24 protein-coding genes are annotated in these 26034 nt (G+C 74.4%); 10 read left to right on the top strand and 14 right to left on the bottom strand.

Going from position 1 to position 26034, the window contains the following annotated elements; translation table 11 throughout:
* Window positions 1–36: 36 nt before the first annotated feature.
* Together AB852_RS34320 and AB852_RS34315 are read right to left on the bottom strand one after the other, a co-directional pair.
* A complete protein-coding gene (locus AB852_RS34320; protein ID WP_073794644.1) occupies window positions 37–1119 on the bottom strand; it encodes a hypothetical protein in 1083 nt (360 codons plus the stop codon).
* 57 nt (window positions 1120–1176) lie between these two features.
* Window positions 1177–2007, bottom strand: a complete 831-nt coding sequence (locus AB852_RS34315) for an ABC transporter permease (RefSeq protein WP_073794642.1) — start codon at window positions 2005–2007, stop codon at window positions 1177–1179.
* Between the two features lie 167 nt (window positions 2008–2174).
* On the opposite strand from AB852_RS34315, the gene AB852_RS34310 reads away from it, so the two are divergent.
* Both AB852_RS34310 and AB852_RS34305 read left to right on the top strand, forming a co-directional pair.
* Window positions 2175–3263, top strand: a complete 1089-nt coding sequence (locus AB852_RS34310) for an S-(hydroxymethyl)mycothiol dehydrogenase (protein WP_073794639.1) — start codon at window positions 2175–2177, stop codon at window positions 3261–3263.
* Window positions 3263–3892 (top strand): MBL fold metallo-hydrolase, encoded by a 630-nt coding sequence (locus tag AB852_RS34305; protein WP_073794637.1) that lies wholly within the window; start codon window positions 3263–3265, stop codon window positions 3890–3892. The genes AB852_RS34310 and AB852_RS34305 overlap by 1 nt, the downstream gene beginning before the upstream one ends.
* 48 nt (window positions 3893–3940) lie before the next feature.
* Here the strand turns inward: AB852_RS34305 and AB852_RS34300 are convergent, their stop codons facing one another.
* Together AB852_RS34300 and AB852_RS34295 are read right to left on the bottom strand one after the other, a co-directional pair.
* Window positions 3941–5911, bottom strand: a complete 1971-nt coding sequence (locus AB852_RS34300; RefSeq protein WP_073794634.1) for a hypothetical protein — start codon at window positions 5909–5911, stop codon at window positions 3941–3943.
* Window positions 5912–6148: 237 nt separating this feature from the next.
* Window positions 6149–6682 carry an Asp23/Gls24 family envelope stress response protein gene (locus tag AB852_RS34295; protein WP_073794631.1) on the bottom strand — a complete coding sequence of 178 codons (534 nt, stop codon included), beginning with the start codon at window positions 6680–6682 and terminating at the stop codon, window positions 6149–6151.
* A 245-nt stretch (window positions 6683–6927) separates the two neighbouring features.
* Here AB852_RS34295 and AB852_RS34290 point away from each other — a divergent pair, with 245 nt between their 5' ends.
* The 3 genes from AB852_RS34290 to AB852_RS34280 are packed head-to-tail and all read left to right on the top strand — an operon-like array spanning window position 6928 to window position 8494.
* Window positions 6928–7518: an RNA polymerase sigma factor gene (locus tag AB852_RS34290; protein WP_073794629.1), complete on the top strand. Its 591-nt coding sequence runs from the start codon at window positions 6928–6930 to the stop codon at window positions 7516–7518.
* Window positions 7509–8165, top strand: coding sequence for a hypothetical protein (locus AB852_RS34285; protein ID WP_073794626.1), 657 nt, complete (start codon window positions 7509–7511; stop codon window positions 8163–8165). Before AB852_RS34290 ends, AB852_RS34285 begins: the two co-directional genes overlap by 10 nt.
* Window positions 8162–8494 (top strand): hypothetical protein, encoded by a 333-nt coding sequence (locus AB852_RS34280; RefSeq protein WP_073794624.1) that lies wholly within the window; start codon window positions 8162–8164, stop codon window positions 8492–8494. Before AB852_RS34285 ends, AB852_RS34280 begins: the two co-directional genes overlap by 4 nt.
* A gap of 608 nt (window positions 8495–9102) precedes the next feature.
* Here the strand turns inward: AB852_RS34280 and AB852_RS34275 are convergent.
* Entirely contained in the window at window positions 9103–9513 is a 411-nt protein-coding gene (locus AB852_RS34275; RefSeq protein WP_073794621.1) for an ATP-binding protein, read from the bottom strand.
* A 256-nt stretch (window positions 9514–9769) separates the two neighbouring features.
* On the opposite strand from AB852_RS34275, the gene AB852_RS34270 reads away from it, so the two are divergent.
* Window positions 9770–11788 (top strand): ATP-binding protein, encoded by a 2019-nt coding sequence (locus tag AB852_RS34270; RefSeq protein WP_073795067.1) that lies wholly within the window; start codon window positions 9770–9772, stop codon window positions 11786–11788.
* An 18-nt stretch (window positions 11789–11806) separates the two neighbouring features.
* On the opposite strand, the gene AB852_RS34265 is transcribed toward AB852_RS34270, so the two are convergent.
* Complete coding sequence (locus AB852_RS34265) at window positions 11807–12466, bottom strand: SRPBCC family protein (protein WP_073794618.1); 660 nt, start codon at window positions 12464–12466, stop codon at window positions 11807–11809.
* A gap of 351 nt (window positions 12467–12817) precedes the next feature.
* Here AB852_RS34265 and AB852_RS34260 point away from each other — a divergent pair, with 351 nt between their 5' ends.
* Complete coding sequence (locus AB852_RS34260) at window positions 12818–13585, top strand: chaplin (protein WP_178391193.1); 768 nt, start codon at window positions 12818–12820, stop codon at window positions 13583–13585.
* 122 nt (window positions 13586–13707) lie between these two features.
* Here AB852_RS34260 and AB852_RS34255 read toward each other — a convergent pair whose 3' ends face one another.
* The 4 genes from AB852_RS34255 to AB852_RS34240 all read right to left on the bottom strand — a co-directional run bounded on the left by AB852_RS34255 (window position 13708) and on the right by AB852_RS34240 (window position 17876).
* Entirely contained in the window at window positions 13708–15189 is a 1482-nt protein-coding gene (locus AB852_RS34255) for an MFS transporter (protein WP_079185154.1), read from the bottom strand.
* A gap of 127 nt (window positions 15190–15316) precedes the next feature.
* Window positions 15317–15634, bottom strand: coding sequence for a GNAT family N-acetyltransferase (locus AB852_RS34250; protein ID WP_073794609.1), 318 nt, complete (start codon window positions 15632–15634; stop codon window positions 15317–15319).
* An 82-nt stretch (window positions 15635–15716) separates the two neighbouring features.
* Entirely contained in the window at window positions 15717–16244 is a 528-nt protein-coding gene (locus AB852_RS34245; protein WP_073794607.1) for a DUF4232 domain-containing protein, read from the bottom strand.
* 411 nt (window positions 16245–16655) lie between these two features.
* Window positions 16656–17876 carry a D-alanyl-D-alanine carboxypeptidase family protein gene (locus tag AB852_RS34240; protein ID WP_073794604.1) on the bottom strand — a complete coding sequence of 407 codons (1221 nt, stop codon included), beginning with the start codon at window positions 17874–17876 and terminating at the stop codon, window positions 16656–16658.
* Window positions 17877–18171: 295 nt separating this feature from the next.
* On the opposite strand from AB852_RS34240, the gene AB852_RS34235 reads away from it, so the two are divergent.
* Window positions 18172–19080 (top strand): Rossmann-fold NAD(P)-binding domain-containing protein, encoded by a 909-nt coding sequence (locus AB852_RS34235; RefSeq protein ID WP_245877036.1) that lies wholly within the window; start codon window positions 18172–18174, stop codon window positions 19078–19080.
* A gap of 86 nt (window positions 19081–19166) precedes the next feature.
* Window positions 19167–19802: a hypothetical protein gene (locus AB852_RS34230; protein ID WP_073794601.1), complete on the top strand. Its 636-nt coding sequence runs from the start codon at window positions 19167–19169 to the stop codon at window positions 19800–19802.
* Window positions 19803–19933: 131 nt separating this feature from the next.
* On the opposite strand, the gene AB852_RS34225 is transcribed toward AB852_RS34230, so the two are convergent.
* The 4 genes from AB852_RS34225 to AB852_RS34210 all read right to left on the bottom strand — a co-directional run bounded on the left by AB852_RS34225 (window position 19934) and on the right by AB852_RS34210 (window position 24983).
* Complete coding sequence (locus AB852_RS34225) at window positions 19934–21364, bottom strand: flotillin family protein (protein WP_073794599.1); 1431 nt, start codon at window positions 21362–21364, stop codon at window positions 19934–19936.
* A gap of 93 nt (window positions 21365–21457) precedes the next feature.
* Window positions 21458–21982, bottom strand: coding sequence for a hypothetical protein (locus AB852_RS34220; protein ID WP_073794596.1), 525 nt, complete (start codon window positions 21980–21982; stop codon window positions 21458–21460).
* Between the two features lie 181 nt (window positions 21983–22163).
* Complete coding sequence (locus AB852_RS34215) at window positions 22164–24047, bottom strand: NAD-binding protein (RefSeq protein WP_073794594.1); 1884 nt, start codon at window positions 24045–24047, stop codon at window positions 22164–22166.
* Window positions 24048–24266: 219 nt separating this feature from the next.
* A complete protein-coding gene (locus tag AB852_RS34210) occupies window positions 24267–24983 on the bottom strand; it encodes a DUF2470 domain-containing protein (protein WP_073794592.1) in 717 nt (238 codons plus the stop codon).
* Between the two features lie 595 nt (window positions 24984–25578).
* Here AB852_RS34210 and AB852_RS34205 point away from each other — a divergent pair.
* A complete protein-coding gene (locus AB852_RS34205; protein ID WP_073794590.1) occupies window positions 25579–26031 on the top strand; it encodes an SSI family serine proteinase inhibitor in 453 nt (150 codons plus the stop codon).
* The last annotated feature ends 3 nt before the right edge of the window (window positions 26032–26034 follow it).

Raw genomic sequence — 26034 nt, 5'->3', positions numbered from 1 at the left:
ACGGGGCGCGCCCCATATATGCGGACCGGACGCGGTCTACCAGTCCCCGTCCCGCACGGGCCGCCCCGGCCGGTGGTCGCCCAGCGGTCGCACCTGATGGGCGCCCGGCGCCTGCCACGGTGTGTGGTCGTCGCCGATCCAGTCCCCGACCGGCCTGACGTCACCGAGTGCTCGCGGGGGAGCCAGATCGGTGGCGCTCTCGTCGTAGTGGTCGAACCACGGCAGCCCCGCGGCCGTGTACGCGGCCCGGTCCACCGGCGACGGCGGCGCGGCATCGCCGGTGATCCGGCGCCACTCCGGGGCCGTCACCAGATGGACGAACGTCCGTGCCGACGGCTCCGCGGCCCAGTCCGACAGCGGCCGGTCGTCCTCGAACACCTGCTGCCGCATCGAACCGCCCGCGCCCAGCCCCATCGCCGCCGCCCGCGCCCGGGGGGCGGCCGCGCCCCGCGCGGCCTCCGGCGCCCCGCCCGGCGCCGGCGGCGGGGCGCCGCCCCCGACGGCACCCGGCGCCGCGAGCGCCCCGGGCGGGGCCCCGTACATGGCCGTCTCCACGCGCGGGCGTATCAGCCGGGCCCGTTCCCGCTCCGCCTGCCACGCGCGGTGCGCGGCCTCCCCGAGCCCGAACGCCTGGAGCTGCACACCGCCCACGGTCTCCTCGCCCGTCACCTGGCCCTCGACCGTCGCCCCCATCCCCAGCGGCACGGCCACGAACTGACGGACCGTGCCCCGGCCGGAGTTGATGCCGTCGAGCCACGGCTGGCGGGGCAGCGTCAGATAGTTCTGCGGGCGCCGCGCCAGCGCACCGGTCCACCGCTCGCCGGACACCGCGCACACCTTGCCCACCCCGACCTGGAGGGCCGACGGCTCGTCGGTGCCCGCGAAGCTCAGCCACATGGCCTCCCGCAGAAACACGGGAAGCATCACCCCGCCCCTGGCCCGCCACTCCGACGGCACGGTGTCCAGGTGGTCCTCGACCCGCCGCACCGGGAACTCGCCCAGCCCCGGCGGCAGCGGATGCGTTCCCGTCTCCGGCAGGCGCAGGGTACGGATGAACCGGACCCGCACCCCTCCCAGGACCACGGTGTTCCCCTCGATCCGGGCGGCACCGACTGCCATGGCGGACTCCCCTCTGTCGCACTCCGCTCGGCTCTCCGACGAGCCTCCCGGCAGTATTCACGAACGCACGCGCGCCCCGGTTCCCGCACCGGGCGCGGGCCGCCGCAGCCGTCCCCGCGCGACCAGCTCCACGGTGATCGCCACCGCCATGGTCTGCACCGCCATCAGCGCGATCAGCACGAAGAGCTGCACCGCGCCCGCCATGACCGGGGACGCGCCGCCCAGCAGCATCCCGACGAACGCGCCCGGCAGGGTCACCAGACCGACCGTACGGGTCTGGTCCAGGCCCGGCAGCAGCGCGTCCGAGGCGGCCGGGCGGACGATCTCCAGCCGCGCGTCCCGCTCCAGGAACCCCAGCGCCAGACACGCCTCCACCTCACCGGCACGGGCCGTCAGCTCGTCCAGCGCCCGGCGGCCGGCCAGCACCGTCGCGGTGAGCGCGCCGCCGATGAGGATGCCCGTCACCGGGATCATCGCGATCCCCCGCGCGGGCAGCAGCCCGATCGCCAGCAGCACGGCGACCAGCGGCGCCACCGGCCCGGCGACGGGCACCGCCGCCCACCACCAGCCCCGGTCCGGGGTGATCCGGTGCCCGGCGGTCCGGACCGCGACGGCGAACATCAGCAGCAGGAAGGCGAACGTGGCGGGAAGGTGCCGCACCACCCAGCCGATGGCCAGCGACACGGCCGCGAGCTGCGCCGCGGCCCGGCCGCCCGCGAACGCGATGTCCCGGGCCCGGCCGCGCGACCCGTCCGGCGCCAGCCGGAACACGGCGGCCGTCGTGGCGGCCAGCAGCAGAAGGGCGACCAGGACCACCCCGAGGGTCATGTCGACCGGCAGCAGCACATCGGCCGCCAGCAGGGCCTCGTCCCGGCCGGGGGAACGCATCGCAGGACCGCGCACCCGCCCAGCCTAGGTGCTGCCCCCGCACCGGTGACCGGCGACGCCCGGCGGGTACGTCCGGGTGTTCCCGCTTCCGGCGGAAACGTTACGCTCCACACGGGCGGGCCGACGCGACCGTCGGCCACCACACGACCGAAGGAATGAGGACGGGCATGGGAGCGCAGCAGGTGCGGGGCGTCATCGCGCGGGCGAAGGGCGAACCGGTCCGCATCGAGACGATCGTCGTGCCCGACCCCGGACCCGGTGAGGCCGTGGTCAAGGTCCAGACGTGCGGGGTCTGCCACACCGACCTCCACTACCGCGAGGGCGGCATCAACGACGACTTCCCCTTCCTCCTCGGCCATGAGGCCGCCGGGATCGTCGAGTCCGTCGGCGAGGGCGTCACCGAGGTCGCCCCCGGCGACTTCGTCGTCCTCAACTGGCGGGCCGTCTGCGGTCAGTGTCGCGCCTGCCGGCGCGGCCGGCCCCAGTACTGCTTCGACACCCACAACGCCCGTCAGCGGATGACCCTCACCGACGGCACCGAACTCTCCCCGGCGCTCGGTATCGGCGCCTTCGCGGAGAAGACCCTGGTCGCCGCCGGACAGTGCACCAAGGTCGACCCGGCCGCCTCCCCGGCCGCCGCGGGACTCCTCGGCTGCGGGGTGATGGCCGGGATCGGTGCCGCGATCAACACCGGGGGCGTCGGCCGGGGCGACTCGGTGGCCGTCATCGGCTGCGGCGGGGTCGGCGCGGCAGCCGTCCTCGGCGCCCGGCTCGCCGGCGCCGGACGGATCGTCGCCGTCGACATCGACGACCGCAAGCTGGAGACCGCGCGCGGCCTCGGCGCCACCCACACCGTCAACTCCCGCTCCACCGACGCCGTCGAGGGGATCCGCGAACTGACCGGCGGCTTCGGCGCCGATGTGGTGATCGAGGCGGTCGGCCGGCCCGAGACGTACGAGCAGGCGTTCTACGCCCGCGATCTCGCGGGCACGGTCGTCCTCGTCGGTGTCCCCACCCCCGAGATGCGGATCGATCTGCCGCTCCTCGACTTCTTCGGACGCGGCGGCTCCCTCAAGTCGTCCTGGTACGGCGACTGCCTGCCGTCCCGCGACTTCCCGATGCTGATCGACCTCTATCTCCAGGGGCGGCTCGACCTCGACGCGTTCGTCACCGAGACCATCGGGCTGGACGACGTCGAGGCGGCGTTCACCCGGATGCACCAGGGCGACGTCCTGCGTTCGGTGGTGGTCCTCTGATGGCCGCGCGCATCGACCACCTCGTCACCTCCGGCACGTTCTCACTGGACGGCGGCACCTGGGACGTCGACAACAACGTCTGGATCGTCGGTGACGACTCCGAGGCGGTCGTCATCGACGCCGCCCACGACGCCGACGCGATCGCCGAGGCCCTCGGGGACCGGCGGCTCGTCGCGATCGTGTGCACCCACGCCCACGACGACCACGTCGACGCCGCCCCCGCCCTCGCGGACCGCACCGGCGCCCCCGTCCTGCTGCACCCCGCCGACACCGAACTGTGGCGGCTCACCCACCCCGACCGGGCACCCGACGGCGAACTGGCCGACGGCCAGGAGATCACCGTCGCGGGCACCGTGCTGCGCGTCCTGCACACCCCCGGCCACTGCCGGGGAGCGGTCAGCCTGTACGCCCCCGAGCTGGGTACGGTCTTCACCGGGGACACCCTGTTCGCGGGCGGCCCCGGCGCGACCGGCCGGTCCTTCAGCGACTTCCCGACCATCGTGGAGTCGATCCGCGCCAAGCTGCTGACCCTGCCCGGCGAGACCGTGGTCCGCACCGGCCACGGCGACAGCACGACGATCGCCGCCGAGGCCCCCCAGCTGGACGAATGGCTCCGCCGGGGCCACTGACGGCCGCTGACGGCCGACGGGTCTCCTGGAAGGGGGACCCGTCGGCCGTCAGCCGGTGCCCAGCGCCCGCAGGGTGTCGCCGTCCCGGGTCAGGCCCGACGCCGTGACCGGGGCCTCCCGGCCCGCCGGTACCGCGAGGGTCGTGCCCGCCGAGGTCTCCCGCACCGACCCGGCCGTCTCGATCCGGGTCACCGCCCGGCTGCCCGCCGCCAGCACGTACCAGCGCCCCGACGGCGCTTGCCAGCGCGCCTGAGCCACCATGTGCTGACCGAACCGGCCGCACGCCGCCGTGTCCGCGCGCCGGGCCACCACCGTGCCGGGCGCGGTCAGCGCACGCGCCGGGGGCCGGAACCGCACCAGGATGTCGCCGGGACCGCGCCAGGTGTCGACCCGGGTGCACGTCCACACGGCCCGGCCCGCCTCCTCCGGCAGATCCTGCTCCGCGAACGCCCAGTCGTTCACGGCCCGTACGCCCGTGTCGCGCATCCCCCGCAGCAGACACACCGACCGCGCCCAGCTCACCAGCGCCGGACCGCTCGTCGCCTCCCGGGGCTGCCGCGCGGGCGCCCCGCGGCCGGGCGGCGGGGTGTAGGTGAGGTGCACGGGGGAGAGGTCGCCGAGGTCCGTGACGAGGAACGAATGACGCTCCACGATCCGCCGGGAGGAACGCAACTGGAGCGCGGGCCACGACTCCCCGCATCCCCCGCCCGCCATCGGCCGCGGCACGGCCGGTGTCACACCGTCGGCGGCGACCTCCAGTGCCCGCGCCGGGGCGTCGGGATCCAGCAGATCACGGGTCGCGGCCGTCGCGATCCACGGTGCCGTCAGATACCGGACGGACCCGCCGCCCCGGGTGAGGGCCACGGCCGCGGCCGACGTCACATCGGCGTCGTCCGCCCGCGCGAGATCCAGTGCCCGGCCGCCACCGTCCGGCCCCGGCTCGGTGTAGCGGGCGAGCCGCTGCCCGTCGTGCAGCAGCACCACCGCGTCGCCGTCGGCCTCGCCCGCGTACAGGAGCCGCGCGGGCGCCGACGGCGGTACGGCGGTGGTGCCGGACGCCGCGGACACGGTCACGTCCCCGGCGGGCGACGCCCAGGCGCCCAGCGCCCGGCCGAGCAGCGCGCGGTCCCCGGCCCGGGAACCACGGGCCGGCCACACCGTGAAATCGACCCGGGCCGAGTCCGCCCAGCCGCCGTGGCCCGCACGCACGAGACGCGCCGGATCGACCACGGCGGAACCGGGCCCGGCCACCGGGGCGGCGGTCCGGCCCTGGTCCGGCGGGCCGGAGGTGACGGCGAGCGCGGTGCAGGTGAGCACCGCCAGCGCCCCGGTCATCGCCGCGAACCGGGCGCGGCGGCGGCGCCGGATGAGATCGGTGGGCCGGGTGTGCACCGTGCACGGATCGAACTCCTCCGACCGCAGCAGCGCCCCGGCGTCCTCATGGGCCGACCGCAGCCGCTCGGCCGCCCGTACCGCACCGCCCGGGTCACGGCCGTCGGCCTGCGCGAGCTCGGCGCGCACCGCCTCGGACGGCAAACCGTCGAGCAGCAGCAGCGCGAACGCCGCCCGGACCTCCGGGCGCACCTCGGACAGCGCCTGGTCCAGCGCGAGTTCCCCGGCGCCCCCGGCCCGGGGGAAGAGCCGCAGCCCGAGCACCGCGGGCAGCCGCAGCGGCAGGGCGTGCCGCGCCGGCAGCCTGGGTGGCCACCAGCCGGTCCGTGTCCCCTCGGCCAGCGCGCCCCGCAGCACCCGCAGCCGCACCCACGCGTAGTCGGACGAGGGCTCCCCGCGCTGCGCGGGGAGCGCCGGTTCCCGGCGGCCGCGCCGCACGCCCCGCAGGGACCGCTGCACCGTCCCGTGCGCGGCGAGCACCCGGCGGTGCCGGCCCAGCGCGGGCGGCAGCGTCAGATACGCCAGTCTCACCAGCCGCGCGTAATGGCCTATCAGCGCGGCTTCGGCGCGTTCGACATGGTGCCGGGAGCGGTCGGCCGGGGGACGCGGCCGCGAGTACGTGGACATGGGGAGGGCCTTCCGGGCGGTGACGGTGTGCCGCTACCCGCCGTACGAGAGCGCGTCGGCATCCCTGACACCCGGAACAACGACCCATCGGTGTGACGGTCACACCGCCGCCCCCGGCGGCCCCGAGGATCCATCCCGTTCCGGCCACCGCCGCCGCCCCTCCGGGCCCCCACATGGCGACGCGCCGAACCCTCAGGACGCGCCCCCCGTCAGGCACCTGTCACGCCACACCATCGGTCATGCGACCCGGGAGCCGGAGCCGTCCCCGCGTCCGTCCTCGTCCTCGTCGTCCTCCTCGTCGGGCAGCCGGACATCGTGGACGGTGATGTTCACCTCGACGACCTCCAGACCGGTGATCCGTTCGACCGCGTCGACGACGTTCTCCCGCACCTCGCGCGCCAGGCCCGCGATCGGCACCCCGTACTCGGCCACCAGGCCCAGGTCCACGGCCGCCTGCCGCTCGCCCACCTCGACCTTGACGCCCCGGCCCACATCGGGCCGCCCGCCCGGCACCCGGTCGCGTACCGCGCCGAACGTACGGGAGAGACCGCCTCCCATGTCACGCACACCCGGCACCTCACGGGCGGCCGTGCCCGCGACCTTGACGACCACGGCGTCCGCGATCGAGGTCCGGCCCCGGGTGGCGGCCGGTTCCCCGGGGCCGGTCGCCCCGCCGCCGAGGGTGGTGGTGTGCTCGGCCGAGCCGCCGCGCGCCGGGCCGGTCCCGGTCGCGGTGCCCTTCTTCCCACCGGAGACTTCCTGAGTGGCCATGGTGCTCGCTCCTCGTGTCCGGGGCCCGGTCACCGGAGCCGCGGGCCCCGGCGCCGGAGCGCCGGGGCCACGCGCCCGGCCGGGCCCGTGCCTGTGCTGCCTCGTATCCGTTGGACACAGGACGGAGCCGGACGTCACGCGGAGCCCGGCGGTCGCGTCACGTGCCGCCGCGTGACGGATCACGGCCACCGGTGTCGCAAGGGGTCCGCGGAGTTCTCCGCGTACGGGTGCAGAGGAGCGAACGATTGCCCGGGAACGGCATCGCCGGTACGGACCGACCCGACCCCCCGGGCCGGGCGCCCGACGACGCCCTGCTGGCGGTCCGGGCCCGGGAGGGCGACGAGGAGGCGTTCGAGACACTGGTGCACCGCCACGGTCCGCTGCTGCTCAATCTGGCGACCCGCATGCTCGGTGACCGGGCGGAGGCCGAGGACGCCGTCCAGGACGCGTTCGTCAGCGCTTGGCGGCGGCTGCCGGAGTACCGTGGTGACGCCGCATTCCGCACCTGGATGTACCGCATCGTCACCAACCGCTGTCTGAACGTGCTGCGCGCGAGACGTCCCTCGGCGCCCCTGGACGCCGTCGCCGAACCCCCGGCTCCCGAGCACGAGGGCTCCCCGGCGCGGACGGCGGAGTCGCACGCCGCGATGCGCGACCTGGCGGTCGCGCTCACGGGCCTGTCGCCCGAGCAGCGGGCCTGCTGGGTCCTGCGTGAGCTGCACGATCTGTCGTACGAGGAGATCGCCGAGGCGGTGGGCATCAGCCGGCAGGCCGTCCGCGGGCGGATCTTCCGCGCACGGCGCCAACTGACGGAGTCGATGGGAGCATGGCGTTGAACGTGAACCCGCTGCCGTCCGGCGACGGTCCCGGCACCCCTGACGGCCCCGCCGGTGAACTGCTGCCCTGCGGGCGGTCCCTGGAATCCGTCTGGGACGCCCAGGGCACCCCGGAGGCCGAGCGGGACACCCATCTGCGGACCTGCCCGCACTGCGGCGCGGCCCTGCGCGAGCTGACCACCCTCGACCGGCTCGTCCAGCGGGCCCGCGACACCGACGAGGCGGGTACGGCCGATCCGCGCGAGGCCGCCCGGTTCACCGCGCGGGTGATGGACGTCGTCCGCCTCGAACTGCGTCCGGGCCGCACGCTGCCGCTCGGCGATCTCGACGAGGACCTGTGGATCGTGGAATCGGCCGCCGCGAAGACCTTCCGGGCGGCCGTCGACGCGCTGCCGGGGGTCCGGGCCGGGAGCTGCCAGGTCCACCCGGCCGACCCCGCCGACAGCGGCTCCGGGGTGCCCCGGGGACCGGTACGGGTGCGGCTGGAGGTCGAGGTGTCCGCGCACCGCAACCTCCAGGAGGCCGCGGAGGCCGTCCGCGCCGCGACGGTACGGGCCGGCGCGGAGCGCCTCGGGCTCACCGTCGGCAGGGTGGACGTCACCGTGACGGACCTGCTGGCCGCCGACGACGGGAGGGACCGACGATGACCTCGCAGGACACCCGGCGGACGCTGGAGGGGACGGTCGCGGACGCGGTCCGGCCGCTGCCCGGGGTCGCCTATCTGCGACCCGCGCTCACCGATCTGCTGCGGGGCGCGGTGGCCCGCCCGGTCGGTTCGGCCGGGGTGCGCGCCGTTCCCGCGCCGGACGGGCGCGGCTGGCGGATCGACGTCAAGCTGACGACGCTGCGGGGTCATCGCGCGGTCGACGTCAGCCGCGCGGTCCGGGACGTGGCGCGGACGGCGGCCCGCACCCTCCTGGAGCCCGACGGCACCCCGACCATCGAGATCACCGTGACAGTCACAGGCACCCTCTGACCGGCCGCCTTCGCTCACCCTTCCGAGGTCCGTCCGGCTGGGCGTACTTGTTCCTGTGCGGGTCGTTCGTTGGGTGCGCAGTTCCCCGCAGGCCGCCTTCGCTCGCGCTTCCGAGGTCTGTCCGGCTGGGCGTACTTGTTCCTGTCCGGGTCGGACGGGGGTGCGCAGTTCCCCGCAGGCCGCCTTCGCTCGCGCTTCCGAGGTCTGTCCGGCTGGGCGCGCTTGTCCCTGTGCGGGTTGCCCGTGGGTGCGCAGTTCCCCGCGCCCCTGAAGGGGCGCCCACCTGGGGCTGCCGTCAGTCTGCGGGCTGTCAGCAACCGGGGCCGGGTTCATACCCCCCTCCTCGCGGAGTCGCGGTGCTGCGGGAGGGGGTGGGCGGGAATCTCTGCCCGCAGACTCCGATGCTCTTCAGTCGGGCAAGGGGACGTCGTGCCGAGCGTGTCGGATCGAGGACGGAGAATCCCGACCGGCACCGACCCGAAGAACCGGCAGAACGCGCCCCAAAGGGGCGCGGGGAACTGCGCGAAACCACCGAGCGACGGCACAGGAACAAGCGCGTCCACCCGGACAGACCCAGAGGCGCAAGCGAAGGCGACCCGCTGAGGAACTCAGTCCAGCGCGAGTACGGCCCGTACCGTCTTCCCACCCCGCCGGTCGCCCACGACACACCAGTGCCGGGACAACGCGTGGACCAGGGCCAGCCCCCGCCCCGACTCCGCCGACGCCGACGGCGGACGCAGCGACGGCCGCTCGGGGCTGTCGTCGTGCACCTCCACCGTGAACTCGTGGGCGTCCAGCCGCAGCCGGAGCCGGCAGGGCCCACGAGCGGCCCGGGTGGCGTTGGAAACCAGCTCGGACACGACGAGCTGGGCATCGTGCAGCCGGTCCGACGGCCGGCCGCACCCCTCCGCGAGCAACGCCCGGGTGAGCTGCCTGGCCCGGCCCGCCGACGCGGAGCCGCCCGGCAGCACGAATTCGACACGTGCCGTGCGACCACCGCAACGCTTCTGCGCGCGCATGCTGACCACTCCTCTCGCTACGGGCCCGGTTGGCCCGGATGACCTATGGCCCGTGGGCGGTGGAAGATCCCACCCGAACGGGGAGTTGACGGCGCCCCCACCACCCGTTACCAGAACCCCTTCCCGCTGCGGGCGATCGGCAAGCCCTTGACTGGTCAGGGCGGGTATCGGTCAACTCAGCGTGGCGTGTGACCGTTTCCGGCTGCATTCCACGACGGACGGTGCGCCGCGGTGTGAGCTGGTCCACACTGTCCTCGTGGTGCGAAGTACTCCTGACGAGTCCACGAGCTTTGTCGGACGCAGGTCCGAACTGTCACGGCTGGCCGAGGCGTTCGCCGGGCACCGAATGGTGACCCTGACGGGCCCCGGCGGTGTCGGCAAGTCGAGGCTTGCCCTGCACGCCGTCACGACGGGGGTCCTCGGGCCGCCCGACACGGTGGCCTGGGCGGATCTCTCGCCGCTCCAGGACGAGCGGCTGCTCGCGGCGACGGTCTCCGACGCGTCCGGCCTGGCCGATCACACCCCCCGGATGCCCGCGGACGCGCTGTGCGCGTGGCTCGCGGACAAACGCATGCTGCTGGTCCTCGACTCCTGCGAGCATCTGGTGGACGCCTGCCGCGATCTCGCGGGCGATCTGCTCACGGCCTGCCCCGGACTGACGATCCTCGCGACGAGCCGTCAGCCCGTCGGTATCCCGGGTGAGATGCGGTTCGAGGTCGGTCCGCTGCCCTTCGACGGCGACGCGCTGACCCTCTTCACGGACCGGGCCCGTGCCGCCGCCCCGGGTCTGCGGCTGGACGGCCCCGAGCAGACCAGGGCCGTCGCCGCGATCTGCCGCCGCCTGGACGGCATCCCGCTGGCCCTGGAGCTGGCGGGCGCCCAACTGCGCGAGGGCACCGTCGAAGAGGTCGAGAAGCGGCTGCGTACCGCGCTGTCCGCGCTGGACACCGTCGAACCGGTGAGCCCCGCCCGCCACCAGTCGCTGCGTACCGCCATCGGCTGGAGCCATGAGCTGTGCGCCCCGCTCGAACGGCTGCTGTGGGCGCGGCTCTCGGTGCTGCGCGGCACCTTCGACGAGTCCGCCGCGCGGGCCGTCTGCGTGGGCGGCCCGCTGCGCGCCGACGCGGTGGCGCCCGCGCTGGCCGGACTGGTCGCCAAGTCCGTGGTGTCCCGGCGCGGCAACGGCTTCCGGATGCTCGACACCGTCCGGGAGTACGGCCGGATGTGGCTCGCCGAACTCGGCGAGGAGAAGGCCGCCGAGGGGCGGCACGCCCGCGCCTTCCTCAATCTGGTGCGCCGCGCCGACGACGGCTGGCTCGGCCCCGGCCAGGCGGGCTGGTACCGTAGGCTCGCCGCCGCGCATCCCGATGTGTGCGCGGCCCTCGACCATCTGCTCACGACCGATCCGCACGCGGCCACCGAGATGGCGTCCCGCGTCGGCTTCTTCTGGGCGTGCTGCGGCCATCTGCACGAGGCACGCGACTATCTGGAGTCCGCGCTCGCGCTGTACGGCGTGCCCGGCCCGACGCGTACCCGCGCGCAATGGGCGCTCGGCTGCGCGGCGCTGCTCCAGGGGGAGCACGACAAGGCACGGCTGCTGGGTGAGCTCTGCGCCCAGGAGGCGGAGCGCGATGACGATCTGGAGGGCCGCAGATCCGCCGCGTACCTCCTCGGCATCACCCATCTGCTGTCCGGCCGTCCGCTGGCCGCCGGGAACGTCGCGGACCGGGCCCTGGCGACCGCGCCCGACGGGCCGTTCGCGTCGGCGTCGGTGCTGCGCTGCCATCTCGTCCGGATCTTCGCGCTGACCGGGTCGGGGCAGCTGGACCAGGCGACGGCCGAGGCGGAGAAGCTGCGGCGCGGCTGTGTGTCGCGCGGCGAGTACTGGGCCCGCAACTACACCTACTACCAGCTGTCGCTGATCGCGCTGTTCCAGGACCGGCCCGAGGAGGCAGCGGAGCACGCGCGGGCCATGCTCGACGGCAAGCGCAGGCTGGGTGACACCTTCGGTATCGCCCTGGGCCTCGATCTGCTGGCCGCCGCGCTCGCCGCGGGCGGCGAGAACAACTCCGCCGCCCGGCTCGCGGGCACCGGCCTCGCGTACTGGCGCGCGGTCGGCCACGCCCAGCGCGGTACCCCGGAGCTGGGCCCGATCCGTGAGGAATGCGAGCGGGCGGCCCGCGAGGCACTGGGCGACGAGAGTTACGACCGGGAGTTCCGTACCGGGGTCGAGGAGGACGCCTCGCTGGCCCTCGCCCGGGTCGTCGGCGGCTGAGCGCAGGCCCCACCGGGGTCAGGAGGCGCCCGGGGTCCCCTCGCCCCCGGCGGAGGGTACGTAGAACGCCAGGGTCGCTTGCGCGGCGGCCCCGGCGGCGGCGGGTTCCGCGCCGGACGCCCGGTGCGCCGCGCCCCAGGCGGCGCTGGAGCGGGTCATGAACTCCACCGCCTCGGGGGAGTCCTGCCACTCCCCGGACTCCAGGGCGCCCGCCCCGGTCCGCAGATGCCGTCCGAGTCCGAGCAGGGTGAGGTCCCAGCCGACGCCTGTCGCGCCGGGCCCGTACCGGTCCCATGTCCCGTCGGGGACCACCGCCGCGTGCTCCAGTGCGAGGACGGTCCGTTCCGTGCCCTCGGGGGTGAGCCGCAGTTCCACCTCGCCGAACCCGGGGTCGGGGCCGGACAGCCAGCTCACCCGCAGCAGCCGGGGCGGTTCGCAGGCCAGGATCCGCCCGCCCGCGTTGCCCTCCAGCCGGTAGTCCCCGCCCAGCCAGAACTCCCCGCTGACCGGCAGGAACCAGCGGCTGATCCGTTCGGGGTCGGCGCAGGCGTCCCAGACGTCCCCGGCGGGGAAGTCGTACACGCGCCGCAGCAGCACCGTACGGGCCCGCCCCTCGGGGACGGTCCGGCCGCCGACCTCGCGGTGGACGTCGTTGATCCGGTCGACGATGTCGCTCATGGCCGCTCTTCCCTGTCGCCGTCGGTGCGCGGTCGCGGTGTCCGGCGCCGAACCGGGTCGCCAGGACATCGAATGCGTGCGCGACCGGCCGGGCCGACCGCAGCCTATAGACGTCGCCGCTCATATGACGCGGTGACGCGCGGAGCGCCGATCGCCGTGCGGGCACCGGGAGCGGCGCGGGATCCGGGCCCCGGGCGGCGGGTCGTTCGCTCGCCGTGGCGACGTGGGTCAGTTCGACCGGACCGCCACTCGATGGGGTGAAAGCCCGTTTGGCCATAACTCGAACCGTTCTCCGGCGTTTTCTCCAGTGCGGGTGAGTGCCCGCGACGACGTCTGGAAGGCAGGGAACGGATGAAGCGGGTTGCCCGGAATGGATTGATCGCCGTGGCCGTCGCCGGAGGTGCCGTCGTCGGCGCCGGCCCGGCCCACGCGGACTCCACCGCGAACGGCGCGGCGGTGGGCTCGCCCGGCGCGGTCTCCGGGAACACGGTCCAGCTGCCGGTGCACGTCCCCGTCAACGCGTGCGGGAACACCGTCAATGTGGTCGGTCTCCTGAACCCGGCGGCGGGCAACACCTGCGCGAACCGCGGTGGCGGCACCACCGCGAAGGGATACGGGGAGCAGGAGAAGCCCGGCGGGTCGGCCACGCCGGGCACGAACGCGGCGAACGGCGGCGGCGCCACCGCCGAGGGCGCGGCCGTCGGCTCGCCCGGGGTGATCTCCGGGAACGGTGTGCAGCTCCCGATCGACCTCCCGGTCAACGTCAGCGGGAACTCCGTCAACGTCGTCGGCATCGGCAACCCGGTGTTCGGCAACCACTCGGAGAACGTCTCCGGACCCAAGCCCCCGCAGAAGCCGGTGACCCCGCCGGAGCGGCCCGTCGCGCCCAAGCCGCCGGTGAAGGAGCCCGTGAAGGTCGCGCCGGAGGAGGAGTCGAAGACCCCGGCCACCGTCCTCCCGGACAACGACCACGAGAAGGCCGCCCCGGCCGCGCCCGCCGACTCGGCCACGCTCGCCCAGACCGGCGCCGACCCGCTGGCCCTCGCCGCCCCCGCCGCCCTCGCGCTGCTCGGCGGCACCCTGCTGCACCGCCGCTTCCGCAAGCAGCGCGACAACTGAGCCATCCTCCTCGGGCGGCGGGCGGAACTCCCCCTCCTTGGTCCGCTCCTCGCCCGGCCGTGGGTCCCACCGCATCCTTCTCCAGCGGTGGGGCCCACGGCGTTTTCCGCGCGGCGGTGTCCTCAGCCGCCGGTCCCGCGCTGTCCTTCCCCGGACCCCGTCCGCCCCGCCTCGCGCGGCCCCGGCTCCAGGGGCGGACAGTTGGCAGCCATGTTCGACCGGCACAGCGGCTCGGGGGCGTCCCGTACCCGGCCGCGTACCGCGGTCGGCCGGATCAGCAGCACGGCGGTCAGCGAACCGAGCGCGAAGAGCGCGGCGCAGCCGATCGCCGCCCGGTGGAACGACGCGTTGACCGCGTCCGCCGAGGTGTACGCGTCACCCGACAGCCCCACCGCCAACGGCAGCGCGGCGACCACCAGGAACTGCGCGATCCGCGCCGCCGTGTTGTTCACCCCGCTCGCCAGCCCCGCGTGCGACGGCTCGACCGACGCCAGCACCGTGGCCGTCAGCGGCGCCACGAACAGACTCATCCCCGCGCCGAGCACCACCACCGCCGGCAGCACGTCCGCCACGTACGACGAACCGGGATGCACCCGCAGCATCAGCAGCACCCCCGCCGACGCGATCAGCGGACCGGTCACCAGCGGCAGTGTCGGCCCGACCCGGCGGGCGAGATCACCCGCGCGCGCCGAGAGCAGCAGCATCAGCACCGTGATCGGCAGGGTCGCCGTCCCCGCCTCCAGCGCGTCCCAGCCGAGGCCCGTCTGCAACTGCACCGGCAGCAGGAACAGGACGCCGCCGATCGCCGCGTACAGACACAGGGTCATCGCGTTGGTCGCGCTGAACAGCCGGGAACGGAACAACGACAGCGGCAGCATCGGGGCCGCCCCCCGCCGCTCCACCACCACGAACGCGGCACCCGCCACCACACCGCCCAGCGCGGACAACGCGACGGCGGTGTCCGAGGTGTCGCCCGACGCGCCGATCAGCGCGTAACTGATCCCGGCCAGGCACAGCGCGCCGAGCACCGCGCCCAGCACGTCGAACCGCTGGTCGGCGGCGGCCGGGTCACGGCTCTCCGGGACGTGCCGCAGCGCGATCGCGATGACGACCGCCGCGATCGGCACATTGATCAGGAAGATCCACCGCCAGCCGGGCCCGTCGATCAGCCAGCCCCCGAGGAACGGCCCCAGCGCGCCCGCCACCCCGGTCAGCCCCGACCACGCGCCGACCGCCCTCGACTGGTCGTCGGGATGGAACGTCGACCGCACCAGCGCCAGCGAACCCGGGGTCAGCAGCGCGCCGCCCACCCCCTGGAGCGCCCGCGCGGCGATCAGCGTCGCGTCGTCCGGGGCGATCCCGCACAGCGCGGACGCCACCGCGAACCACACCACGCCGATGACCAGCGTCCGCTTGCGGCCGATCCGGTCCCCCAGCGCGCCCCCCAGCAGGAGCAGCGCCGACAGCGTCAGCATGTACGCGTTGACGACCCACTGGAGCCCGGACAGGGACGCGTCGAGGTCCCGGCCCATCCGGGGCAGGGCGACATTGACGACCGTGCCGTCCAGCATCGCCATCCCGGAGGCGAGGACGACACAGCTCATCACCCAGCGCCCGCGCGCCGACGACAGCCGGACCCCGGGACCGCCGTCCGGTCCGGTGGTGTCCCCGCCGCCCTTGGCCCCGCTCCCGTGCCCGCTCACGTCGGTCCGCTCCGGTCCGGCGCGGCCGTCAGTCGCTGACCTTGCTCTGCCCGGAGTACAGCAGATCCTTGTACTCCGGGTGCCGGGCGATCCATCCCGAGTAGAACGGGCACACGGCCAGGACCGAGGTCCCGGCGGCCCGCGCCGCGTCGAGCGACGCCCGCACCAGCGCGCCACCGACCCCGCGGCCCTCGAACGCCGGATCCACCTCGGTGTGCACGAAGGCGATCAGCTCCGCCGTGCGGATGTACTGGGCGAAGCCCGCGAGGGTGTCACCGGTCCGGGCCTCGTAACGCTGCTGCTCCGGTACGTCGGTCACGGTGACGGCTTCGGTCGGCCGGCTCATCTGCGGTGTTCCTTCCCTCGCGGACAACTGCGACCAGAGTGGCGCGTCCGGGCGCCGGACGCGAGTCCGGCGCCCGTCCGGATCAGGTCGCCCGGTCGAGCGCGCGGTCGGCCCGGCCCTGCGTCGTGTGCCACCAGGTGGTCACCGGCTCGTACACCTTGACGCCGTGCGGGGCGCCGAGGGACCGCGCGCTGAACGCCTTGCCCCGGTGCGACGGGTCCGCCGCGACGGTGACGGACCGTACGACGCGCGCGGCCTGGTCGTCGGTCCGCGCGGTACGGACCGTGGCGTAGGCCGCCTTGCCCGCCCCGACGCGGTACGGCCTGCTCTCGGTGGGCGGCACCGGCTGCGCGGCACCGTCCAGGGCGCCGAACGTGACGGTCGGGATCCGGTCGATCGCACAGGTGCGGTCGCCGTTGTTCCTGACCCGGACATGGATGACATGGGGGCGGTCGGTCCTGCTCGCCTCGACCGTCACCTTGCCCTCCCGGCAGATGGGCACCGGCGCCGCCTGCGCTCCCTGCGGCGCGGCGACCGCGAGGCTCGCGGGCAGGGTGAGGACGAGAGCGGTGGCCGCGGCGGACGCCGCGAGAACGGTACGTACACGCATCACTTGGTTCCCCTGTTCCTGATCGTGGGGTGGACCCGACCGGCCGACGACGAACATCCCCCGTACGCCCACGTCCCGCCCCGTGTCCTCCCTCAGACGACCACCACCCCAAGGAGGTTGCACAACACCCCGCACAGGAACAAGTACGCCACGGACGCAGACCCCAGAGGCGCGGGGAACCGCGCAAAACCCACGGGCGACGGCACAGGAACAAGTACATCCGGCCCCGAGTACCCAGGGGCGCGGGGAACCGCGCACCCACGAACGACCCGCACGGGCACAAGTACGCCCAGCACAGGAGACCAAAGGGGCGCGGGGAACTGCGCACCCCACGAGCGACGGCACAGGGACAAGTACGCCCAGCACAGGAAACCCAGGGGCGCGAGGAACCGCAAGGGCTCACCGGGCGACTCAGTGCTCCCCCCTCGCACCCCGCCGCCCCCGCGCACGCGCGCGGAACACCGCCGCCCCGACCAGCGCGAGCACCGCACCCGTCCCCACGACGGACCCCGTCGACCACCCTCCGTCCCCCTCCGCGACCTCCCCCTGCTGCGCCACCGACACGGCCAGCGGCCGGGGCGAGGGCGCCGCGGCCGAGGGGCTGACCGCGCCCGGGGCGGGTCGCGGCGGCGGGGGCGGCGGCAGCAGGGAGCCGACCGGCCGGACCCGGCCGACCGCGGTGAAGCCCCAGTCGAGCAGCGCCCGCGCCTCCTCGTAGACGGCGTGTCCGCCGTCCTGCGGATTCATCACCGTGGCGATCACGGTCCGGCCGTCGCGCTCGGCCGCCGCGATGAGAGTGTTGCCCGCGTTGGTGGTGTAACCGTTCTTGACCCCGATCAGCCCCCGGTACGCGTCGACCCCGTCCGCGCCGGTCAGCAGCCGGTTGGTGTTCTGGATCGGATAGGTGACCCGGCCGCCGGGGAAGTCCGCCAGCTTGGTCGACGCGTACCGGATGAACTCCGGATCGGTCAGCCCCTCCCGGCCGAAGACCGCGAGGTCGTACGCGGACGACACCTGCCCCTCCGCGTCGTACCCGTCGGGGGAGACGACCTTGGTGTCCAGCGCGCCGAGCGAACGGGCCTTGGCCTGCATCTGGCGGACCGTCGCGGCGAAGCCGCCGTTCATCGCCGAGAGGACCCGTACCGCGTCGTTGCCGGAACTGAGGAACACGCCCCGCCAGAGATCGTCCACCCGGTACCGGTAGCCCGCCTCCACCCCCACCATGCTGCTGCCGAACCCGATGCCCTCCAGTTCGCCGTCGGTGACCGTATGGGTGCCTCCCGACCGCAGATGCGGCAGGGCCGTGACGGCGAACAGGGCCTTCAGGGTGGAGGCGGGCGGCAGCTTGCGGTGCGCGTCACGGGCCGCGAGGATCTCGCCGGACCGGGCGTCCGCGACGATCCACGACAGCGCGGACAGGTCCGACGGGGGCGCGGCGGTCCCGGGGCCGCCCGGGTTGGCCTGGGTGCCCGGCCGGTCGAGCTGGCTGCGGGCGGGCAGGGGCCGGGGGCGGGGTGGCTCCGGCTCCCGGGACCTGGCAGCCGCCCCAGGCACGGGCAACAGCAGCGCGGCACCGAGCGCGAGCGCCACGGAACGGGCGATGACGGCGCGCGAAACGTGTCTGATGACCATTCAGCCACCGTAGGAACGGACGGCGCGCCCCGCAGATCGGCTTGATCCGGCTGGGGGTACGCCCGCCGTCGACACGGGGCCGATGCGGTGGTCGGCACGGCCCGGCAGGGCAGGGCGCGGACCCGGACCGGCACCCGGTCCGCGCCGGTCCTCCGTCCGGTGGACGCTCGCGTATGCGGGTGAGCCCCATGGCCATGGGCGAGCGGAGCACGGGGCGGTTGAGTGGTCGTACGGCCAAGGGACGGCGCGGATCGCCCCCCGGATGGGCCATGCCGCACGGACAGGACGGACCATCATGAACACGGGGAACTCGCACCACCACGCCGCCACCCAGCACCTCGGCGACGGCACCATTCAGAGCGCCGGCGACGCCGCCACCCGGAATCCCGGCGACGCGGGCCGGGTCACCCTGGTCGTCGGGGGGACCGGCAAGACCGGCCGCCGGGTCGCCGAGCGGCTGACGGCCCGGGGCCTGCCGGTCCGGATCGGCTCCCGTTCCGGGCGGCCGCCGTTCGTCTGGGAGTCGCCGCGTACCTGGGACGCCGCGCTGGACGGTGTCGGCGCCGTCTACCTCACCTACTACCCCGACCTCGGCATCCCCGGTGCCGCCGAGGCCGTCGGAGCCTTCGCCCGGACGGCCGCCGCCCGCGGGGTGCGACGCGTGGTGCTGCTGTCGGGGCGCGGTGAGGAAGGCGCCCGGCACAGTGAGGACAAGGTCAGGGAGTCGGGTGTGGAACTGACGGTGATCCGGGCGAGCTGGTTCGCCCAGAACTTCGACGAGGGACTCTTCGCCGACGCCGTGCACTCCGGTGAGATCGCCCTGCCCGCCGGGGACGCGGTGGAGCCGTTCGTGGACGCCGACGACATCGCCGACGTGGCCGTCGCCGCGCTCACCGAGGACCGGCACATCGGCCGCACCTACGAGGTGTCCGGCCCCCGGCTGCTCAGCTTCGCGGACGCCGCGGCGGACCTGACCCGCGCCCTGGGCCGGGAGATCCGCTACGTCCCCGCCACCATGGACGCCTTCCGGACCGCCCTGATCGAGGAGGGACTGCCCCTCGACCTCACCGAGCTGATCGGGCTGCTGACCGACGGACGCAACGCCCACCTCGCGCACGGCGTCCAGGAAGCGCTCGGCCGGCCGCCGCGTGACTTCGCCGACTACGCCCGCGACGCCGCGGCCCGGGGCGCCTGGAAGCGGTGAGCCCGGTGTGATCCATCGGAGGAATCACCCGCACGGGTGAGCCGCGCCTCGGCCGCGCCGCGCCCGCGCCGGGCGATGATGCCCACGTGCACCGCTCACTCGCCGCGTTCGGCGCCTCCGCTGTCCTGATCGCTCTCACCTGCACGGGGTGCGGGAAGGACAGCAAGGGCGCCGACACCGCACCCCGCCCCGCCGCCGGGGCCCCCGGCGCGCTCTCCGGAGCCGACGCCGCCGTGCCGTCCGGGGTCCGCGAACAAGCCGGGTCTTACGGCGCCGCGTTCCTCGGGGACGGCCGCCGCTTCAGCGCCCCCGGCTCGGACTCCGAGGAGGACGGCGGACCCCAGTACCAGCTCACGGTGACCCCCAAGTCCGTGCTCGTCGGCGCGCTCCCGGCGCCCGGCGGGGGAGCGGGCCCGGCCACCGGCCACCACTGGGAGGCCGTACGGGTGGCCTTCGCCAACACCGGCTGGGACACCTACGAGGGCATCCTCGGCAACTCCCTGTCGGTCCTCGACTCCGAGGGCCGTTCCCACCGCCCTGTCACCAAGGTCGAGAAGCTCACCGTCGGCGACACGATGGACGGGAGCGGGGAGCTGCTCCTCGGTGAACAGGTCACCGCCTGGGTGGTCTTCGACCTTCCGGACGGCGCCTCGGCGGAGCAGCTGAGGTTCCGCTGGGGCGGTACCAAGACGGTGAACACCCAGCGCGGCTGGCGGCTGTGACCCACCGCCCGCCGGGGCGCTGACACCGCGGGAACGACGGGACGGCCACCGGATCGCTCCGATGACCGTCCCACCCCCCGTCGGCCGCCCCGGTCACCCGGCCCGCGGCCGGACCGGGAACGGACGGCGGATCAGTCGCTCACCTCGATCTTCCCGTTGACGGAGGCCGACACCTCCGCCGGGGGCGCGCCCTCCGCCTTGCGGGCGGCGTTCTTCAGCAGCGCGGCCAGATCGACCCCGGTCGTCGCGCTGAGCAGTTCGACGCCCTGCGCGACATTGTCCGTGACCGTCCGGGACAGCTGACCCGCGCCGTCCGTCGAGATGATGGTCATCTTCTCCACCGCGCTGAGCGGCTCGGACGCCTTGGCGACGACCTCCGGCAGCACCTGCACCAGCATCTGGAGCACGGCGGCGTCCCCGTACTGCGCGAAGGCGTCCGCCTTCTTGCGCATGGCCGCCGCTTCCGCGGCGCCCTTCGCGTCGATCGCGGCGGCCTCCGCCTCACCCTCGATCCGTACCGCGTCGGCGATCGCCGAGCGCTGGGCCTTCTCGCCCTCACCGGTGAGCCGTGCCCGCTCGGCCGCGGCCTCCGCCTCCTTGACGAGACCGATCCGGCGGGCCTCCGCCTCCTGTTCGGCCTGGTAGCGGGCCGCGTCGGCGGGCTTGCGGATCTTGGTGTCGAGCTCCCGGTCGGTGAGCGCGGCCTGGCGCGTGGCCACCTTCTCCTGCTCCATCAGGACTTCCTGCCGGCGGGCCGCCTCGGCCAGCGGGCCGGCCGCGTTCGCCTGGGCGGCGGCCTCGTCGGTCTGTGCCTTGATCTCGGCCTGCTTCAGGTACAGGGTCCGCTGCGCGACCGCGATCTCCTCCTCGGCCTTCAGCCGGGCCTGTTCGGCCGCGCGCCTGGCCACGGCCTCCGCGATGTCGGCCTCCTGCTTGGCGCGGGCGGCCTCGGGGCGGCCGAGGTCCTCCAGATAGGAGCCCTCGGTGGTGATGTCCTGGATCTGGAAGGCGTCCAGCACCAGGCCCTGGCCCGACAGGCTCGCCTCGGCCTCCTCGGCGACCTGGCTCGCGAAGGCGGCCCGGTCCCGGATGATGTCCTCCACGGACATCCGGCCCACGATGGACCGCAGCGCGCCCGACAGCACCTCCTGGGTGAAGCCGACGATGCCGCCCTGCTGCTGGAGGAACCGCTGCGCGGCGGCGCGGATCGAGTCCTCGGTGCCGCCGACCTTGACGATGGCGACGCCTTCGAGGTTGGCCTTGACCCCGCGCAGGGTCACCGCGCCGCGCACCGAGATGGGGATGTGCCGGCTGGACAGGTCGAGCACGAACTTCTGCTGGACGAACGGCACGACGAACACACCGCCACCGACCACGACCTTCTGGCCGCTGTTGTCGGTGAAGATCCGGCCGGTGTCCGGGTCGGTGGACTTCTTGCCACGCCGGCCGGTGACGATGAACGCCTGGCTGGGTCCGGCCACCTTGTAGCGGGTGACGACGGCCAGCGCGAGTACGACGAGGAGTACGACGACTCCGATGACGGAGATGAGGACTGGACTCATGGAGACCCCCCACTGCCCTTCCGGGGACGGCAGTTCGAACGGTTGACATGGACGGACGTACGGTGGACGGACCGGCGGACCGCTTCCGGCGGGTCAGCGCTCCCCGGTACGGACCGGCCGGACGACCACCGAGGTGGCGGTGGGCGCCGACTCGACCCAGACCTCGGCACCCCGGGCGATCGGGACGGCGCTGCGGGCGGAGTACTTCGCCGGCTGACCGGCGAGCCTGAGCATGACCTCGCCGTAGCCGCCGGCGGGGATCGGGGTGACCACGCTTCCCGCGCTGCCTACCAGATCCTCCCCGCGGGGCACCGGCGGGCCGTCGTCCCGCATCAGGGACCGGCTGAACCGCGCGGTCAGCCAGGCCGCGGTGACCCCGGCCGCGGCACCGACGGCCGTCGCGGGCACGACCCCGAGGCCCGTGGACCCCAGCACGATCGCGCCGGTGAAGCCGAGCATGGACACGAATCCGGCGACCACCGGCAGCGACAGCAGTCCGTCGAAGAGGCCGTCCAGCACGCTGATCCCGCCGAACAGCCCTTCGAGGATCCCGTCGAAGACCAGCGCGAGGACGAGCAGCGCGAGCCCCGCGATCCCCAGACCGAGAAACCAGGTCATACCGCGACCTCCCCCTTGTGCACGGCACCGGCACGGGCGATGCCCGCCGGTGCGGCCCATGTTTCCATGCGTGTCCGCCCGAGTTCATTTCCGGATTCCGGCAATCTTTACGCGTTCTTGATGCCTGGTCCGTCAGGAAGGACGGCACCGGCCCCCGCGCGGTTCCCGCCGGGCCGTCACATCAGCCGCCCTGTCCGGGCGCCGGGACCGTCCGGCGGGGGCGGCGGCCCAGCAGTTCCGCGAGACCCCGTCCGGTGGCCGCCAGCACCACCCGGTCCTCGGCGCGCAGCACGTACCCGGGGTGCAGGTCCCACACCAGGCCCGCCGCCCGGTCCGCGCGGGCGGGCGGCGGGCCGTCCCCGTCCCGCTCCCGGGCCGCCGTGTCCAGGGCGAGCACCCGCCAGGCCCCGGGGCGGAACGCCTCGGCGACGGTACGGCCCTCCAGCGGGAGATGGCCCGCCACATCGACGGCGGCGATCAGCAGCACCTTGCGCTCGACGGGGACGGCCCCGAGTATCTGCCGGCCCATCATCGCCCCGGCGAACGCGGGCGCGGCGAGGTAGGAGACGCTGCGGCTGCGGGTCAGCGCCCGGGGGTGGGCGGCCCGCAGGGTGCGGTAGACGGCGGTCGCGAAGTCGTCGTCGTACAGCCGCATCACCACCCGCAGCCGGGGGTCGACCGAGCGGGCGTACAGCGCGGCTTCCAGATTCGTCGTGTCGACGCTCGTCAGGGCGAGCAGCGAGTGCGCGCGGTGGATCTTCGCCGCCTCCAGCACGCCCTCCTCGGTGACATCACCGAGGACCACGGGCACCCGCAGTCTGCGGGCCAGTGCCATGCCCCGCGCGTCGGGATCGGCCTCCACGCAGACGACCGGGATGTCGAGTTCCCGCAGCCGGGCCAGGACCCGGGTGCCGATCTTGCCGAGACCGAGCAGAACCACGTGTCCGGACACCCCGCGGGGCGGGCGCCGGGTCACGGACCCGCTGCGGAAGGTGCCGAGGACTTCGAGGACGGCCGCCAGCAGGACCGGGAGCAGCAGCAACCCGACGAGTCCGGAGAACAGTTGCAGCACCTGACGGCTCGTCGGTTCGCCGATCGCGGGCTCGTTGATGGAGAACAGGTCGAGCAGGGTCAGATACACCGCGCGCAGGGGATGTTCACCGGTGGTGAGGACCGCCGTGACCGCCAGCGCGACCACGGCGAGCACCAGGCCCACGAAGGACCAGCGCAGCCGGGCGGGCAGCAGCGAGCCGAGCGGCACACTGCGGCTCACCGGCTGCGCGGGACCGGAGTACGACACGGTCTCCAGCACGATCCGGCCCCGGTCGCGCGCCGCCGCCACGCTCTCCTCGTCGGGCAGCAGTTGGGGGACGGCCGTACCGGGTCCCTCGGTGTCGGTGGCGGTGTCGGTGAGCAGGGCCAGGGTGCACAGCGCCGGATCGTCGTCGTCCGGGTCCTCCGTACGGGCCGGGGGGCGTTCCGCCGCCCGCAGCAGCAGGCCCTCCGCCTGGACGACCTTGCTGCTGCCCGCGACGGCCGCCGCGGTGAGCGCGGGCGCGGCGGTGTCCGCGTCGGACAGGATCGTGGTGGACGCGTCGAACGCGCCGGTGCCGGAGCCGGGGACGGCGAGGGCGGCGGCCTGGTCGAGGACGTCCTCCAGGTACTGGCCGAGCCGTCGGTTGTAGAGCCGGATCACCAGCCGCAGCCGGGGGTTGAGGCGCCGGGCGGCGAGGGCCGCGCGGATGTTGGTCTCGTCGTCGTCATGCACCAGCGCGAGTGCCGCGGCCCGCTCCACCCCCGCCTCGGCGAGCACCTCGTCGGTCAGCTCCTCGGCCTCCAACTGCCGGTCGGGGAGGCCGGGTTCCGGGTCGCCGTTGTTCCCGGTGGCCCGGTTCACCGCGGCGGACACCCGGCCGAGCAGCGCGGAGGCCCGGGCCCGGCCCACGACGGGCGGGCCGGGGGTGCGCCCGGCGGGGGGCACCACCAGGGTGACCGGTTCGCCGTAGACGCTCCGCAGTTCGGCGGCGAGCCGTCGCGCGAGGGCGTCGTCGCCGCAGACGACCATGTGTTCCACGGCGGGGGGAGTTGATTGCGTGGGCAGGGCAGACATGAAACCTAGGACTGCCGTGAGGGTCGCGCGGTTTCATGGCCGGACGGCCGCGGCTGCTTTCCCCTCGTGCGACGGCGCCGATCCGGCCCGGACGCGGGCAACCGCCGGGTGCCGGGCGGGGGTTCGCGGGCGGGCCGGGGCTGTCATCGGAGCGGGGCCGGTCGTGCGGGTGGCTCACTCCTCCGGCGACACCGGGCGCAGGGTCGGCCGCCGGACGTTCCTCGCGGACGCGAGCAGGATGTGCATCCGCTCGGTGACCTGCGCGAGGTCGTCGGCGGGCCGGTGGAACGGCAGCCGTACGTCCTCGTGGCCGCGCAGCCGTTCGAGGCGCAGGGTCAGTCCGTGCCGGTCGAGGGCGAACGGCTGCACCCGGACCACCTCGCTCAGGCTCTCCGGCTCGACGAGCCGGGTGAGCCATTCGACGGCGTCGGCGTGGGCGTCGGCCAGATGGGTGAGCAGCCGGGACTCGGCGGTGGCGAGCGGGTCGGGCGCGGCCCGCGCGAAGTCGTCGATGTCGATGCCGATATGACCGGAAGGGGCGTGCAGCACGGCGCAGGCGGGCTGGAAGAGCAGGTGCTCACCCTCCCGGGTGAACCGCCCCGACAGCCACAGCCGCGCCCGGATGCGGTCCCGTACCGGCACCGGCGCCGCGTCGGAGAACTCCATCAGGGCCGTCGGCTCGCCGCGCGGGGAGCAGAGCGCGGCCGAGGCCAGCACGCTGTCCTCCGGGACGCACAGTCGTACGACGCCGTCGGTGGTGACGGAATGCGCCCCCACCAACTCCTCGTGGCAATGGTCCGTGGTCACCGCGCAGGACCATGCTGCTGCGAGTACCGAGCGGGCACGTTCCGCCGCGGTGGGCGCGGTCGTGCAAGCCTGGCGGACACCCATCTCCGTACCTCCAGTATTAGGTAAGCCTTGCCTAACCTAGCGGACCTGGAGGGGAAGGGCTACCGCGTGTGCCCGAAAGAGTGGCGCGGGATCGGCTTTGATCATCCGTTCGGACGCCTGTTCGCCGCCGCCGGCGGCCTGTTCGCCTCTCGCGGTCACGGGCGGGCCGGGGCCGGGTCGGGGGCCCGCGTCGCCGCCCGCATATGCCGCTTGACCAGGCACACGCACCCCTGGGTCGACCCTCGCGGCCGACGCACGCCCCGAGACGGCAAGGGTATTTGTTATGTCCGTATATGGTCGCGCCGGGGCATTCGACCGTCGGCGTACGCGCCCTCCGATCGGAGGGTTTCCGGCCTATTGCTGAAGCGTCCCTATTCAGCCATGCCCTCCAGGACGAAACGGACAGCCCTCCGGTTCCGCGATATCCGGACCTTCCGCGGTGGCCATTTCCGTTACTTCTCGCCACTGATTCAATACGCAAGGTTACCGAAATGCAGGGGGTCGACGTGAAATCCGGCGCCGGAGTAGGCAGACTCACCGACGCCGAACAGGTAACCGATCCACAGACCGCCGCTCACAGCGGAAGGAGCGCACCATGTCGCACATCACCCGCCGGGCCATGACGGGGGCGCCGCCGACCGTGGCCGTGCGCGGACCGCTCACCGGTGCGGCGCTCGCCGCCGGCGCTCCGTCCGGGGGCGCGACCGCCGCCTCTCCCGGACCGCACGCCGCCTCGGCCCTGGTACTCACCCTGGGCCATGGCGTGAACACGGCGAACGCGGCACGGGAACGCGCGGTCACCCTGTCCTGTGCGCCGTCCAGCGCGGGGACGCATCCCGCGGCGGGCCCGGCCTGCGCCGAACCCGCCCGTGTCCAGGGCGATTCGGCGGACCTGGTCGCCACTGTGCCGGGCGGGCGCACCCGGCGGTACGACCCGGTGGTGGTCACGGTGCCGGGCGTACGGGACGGCCGGCGGATCGCCTGTGAACGCACCTTCGGCAACGACTGCGTGAAGAACGCCCATGGGGTGGCGGTCTTCACTTTCTGAACC

This window comes from Streptomyces uncialis (assembly GCF_001905345.1).
Classification (GTDB): Bacteria; Actinomycetota; Actinomycetes; order Streptomycetales; family Streptomycetaceae; genus Streptomyces; species Streptomyces uncialis.
This window is presented reverse-complemented; position numbering and strand designations above follow the sequence as displayed.

Coding starts and splice junctions, on each gene's coding strand:
- AB852_RS34215 (WP_073794594.1), bottom strand. CDS start 24,047: ATGGTCGTCTGCGGCGACGACGCCCTCGCGCGACGGCTCGCCGCCGAA.
- AB852_RS34220 (WP_073794596.1), bottom strand. CDS start 21,982: ATGACCTGGTTTCTCGGTCTGGGGATCGCGGGGCTCGCGCTGCTCGTC.
- AB852_RS34240 (WP_073794604.1), bottom strand. CDS start 17,876: ATGGTCATCAGACACGTTTCGCGCGCCGTCATCGCCCGTTCCGTGGCG.
- AB852_RS34225 (WP_073794599.1), bottom strand. CDS start 21,364: ATGAGTCCAGTCCTCATCTCCGTCATCGGAGTCGTCGTACTCCTCGTC.
- AB852_RS34255 (WP_079185154.1), bottom strand. CDS start 15,189: ATGAGCTGTGTCGTCCTCGCCTCCGGGATGGCGATGCTGGACGGCACG.
- AB852_RS34260 (WP_178391193.1), top strand. CDS start 12,818: ATGAAGCGGGTTGCCCGGAATGGATTGATCGCCGTGGCCGTCGCCGGA.
- AB852_RS34320 (WP_073794644.1), bottom strand. CDS start 1,119: ATGGCAGTCGGTGCCGCCCGGATCGAGGGGAACACCGTGGTCCTGGGA.
- AB852_RS34205 (WP_073794590.1), top strand. CDS start 25,579: ATGTCGCACATCACCCGCCGGGCCATGACGGGGGCGCCGCCGACCGTG.
- AB852_RS34210 (WP_073794592.1), bottom strand. CDS start 24,983: ATGGGTGTCCGCCAGGCTTGCACGACCGCGCCCACCGCGGCGGAACGT.
- AB852_RS34275 (WP_073794621.1), bottom strand. CDS start 9,513: ATGCGCGCGCAGAAGCGTTGCGGTGGTCGCACGGCACGTGTCGAATTC.
- AB852_RS34300 (WP_073794634.1), bottom strand. CDS start 5,911: ATGTCCACGTACTCGCGGCCGCGTCCCCCGGCCGACCGCTCCCGGCAC.
- AB852_RS34250 (WP_073794609.1), bottom strand. CDS start 15,634: ATGAGCCGGCCGACCGAAGCCGTCACCGTGACCGACGTACCGGAGCAG.
- AB852_RS34315 (WP_073794642.1), bottom strand. CDS start 2,007: ATGCGTTCCCCCGGCCGGGACGAGGCCCTGCTGGCGGCCGATGTGCTG.
- AB852_RS34310 (WP_073794639.1), top strand. CDS start 2,175: ATGGGAGCGCAGCAGGTGCGGGGCGTCATCGCGCGGGCGAAGGGCGAA.
- AB852_RS34280 (WP_073794624.1), top strand. CDS start 8,162: ATGACCTCGCAGGACACCCGGCGGACGCTGGAGGGGACGGTCGCGGAC.
- AB852_RS34265 (WP_073794618.1), bottom strand. CDS start 12,466: ATGAGCGACATCGTCGACCGGATCAACGACGTCCACCGCGAGGTCGGC.
- AB852_RS34305 (WP_073794637.1), top strand. CDS start 3,263: ATGGCCGCGCGCATCGACCACCTCGTCACCTCCGGCACGTTCTCACTG.
- AB852_RS34235 (WP_245877036.1), top strand. CDS start 18,172: ATGAACACGGGGAACTCGCACCACCACGCCGCCACCCAGCACCTCGGC.
- AB852_RS34295 (WP_073794631.1), bottom strand. CDS start 6,682: ATGGCCACTCAGGAAGTCTCCGGTGGGAAGAAGGGCACCGCGACCGGG.
- AB852_RS34245 (WP_073794607.1), bottom strand. CDS start 16,244: ATGCGTGTACGTACCGTTCTCGCGGCGTCCGCCGCGGCCACCGCTCTC.
- AB852_RS34285 (WP_073794626.1), top strand. CDS start 7,509: ATGGCGTTGAACGTGAACCCGCTGCCGTCCGGCGACGGTCCCGGCACC.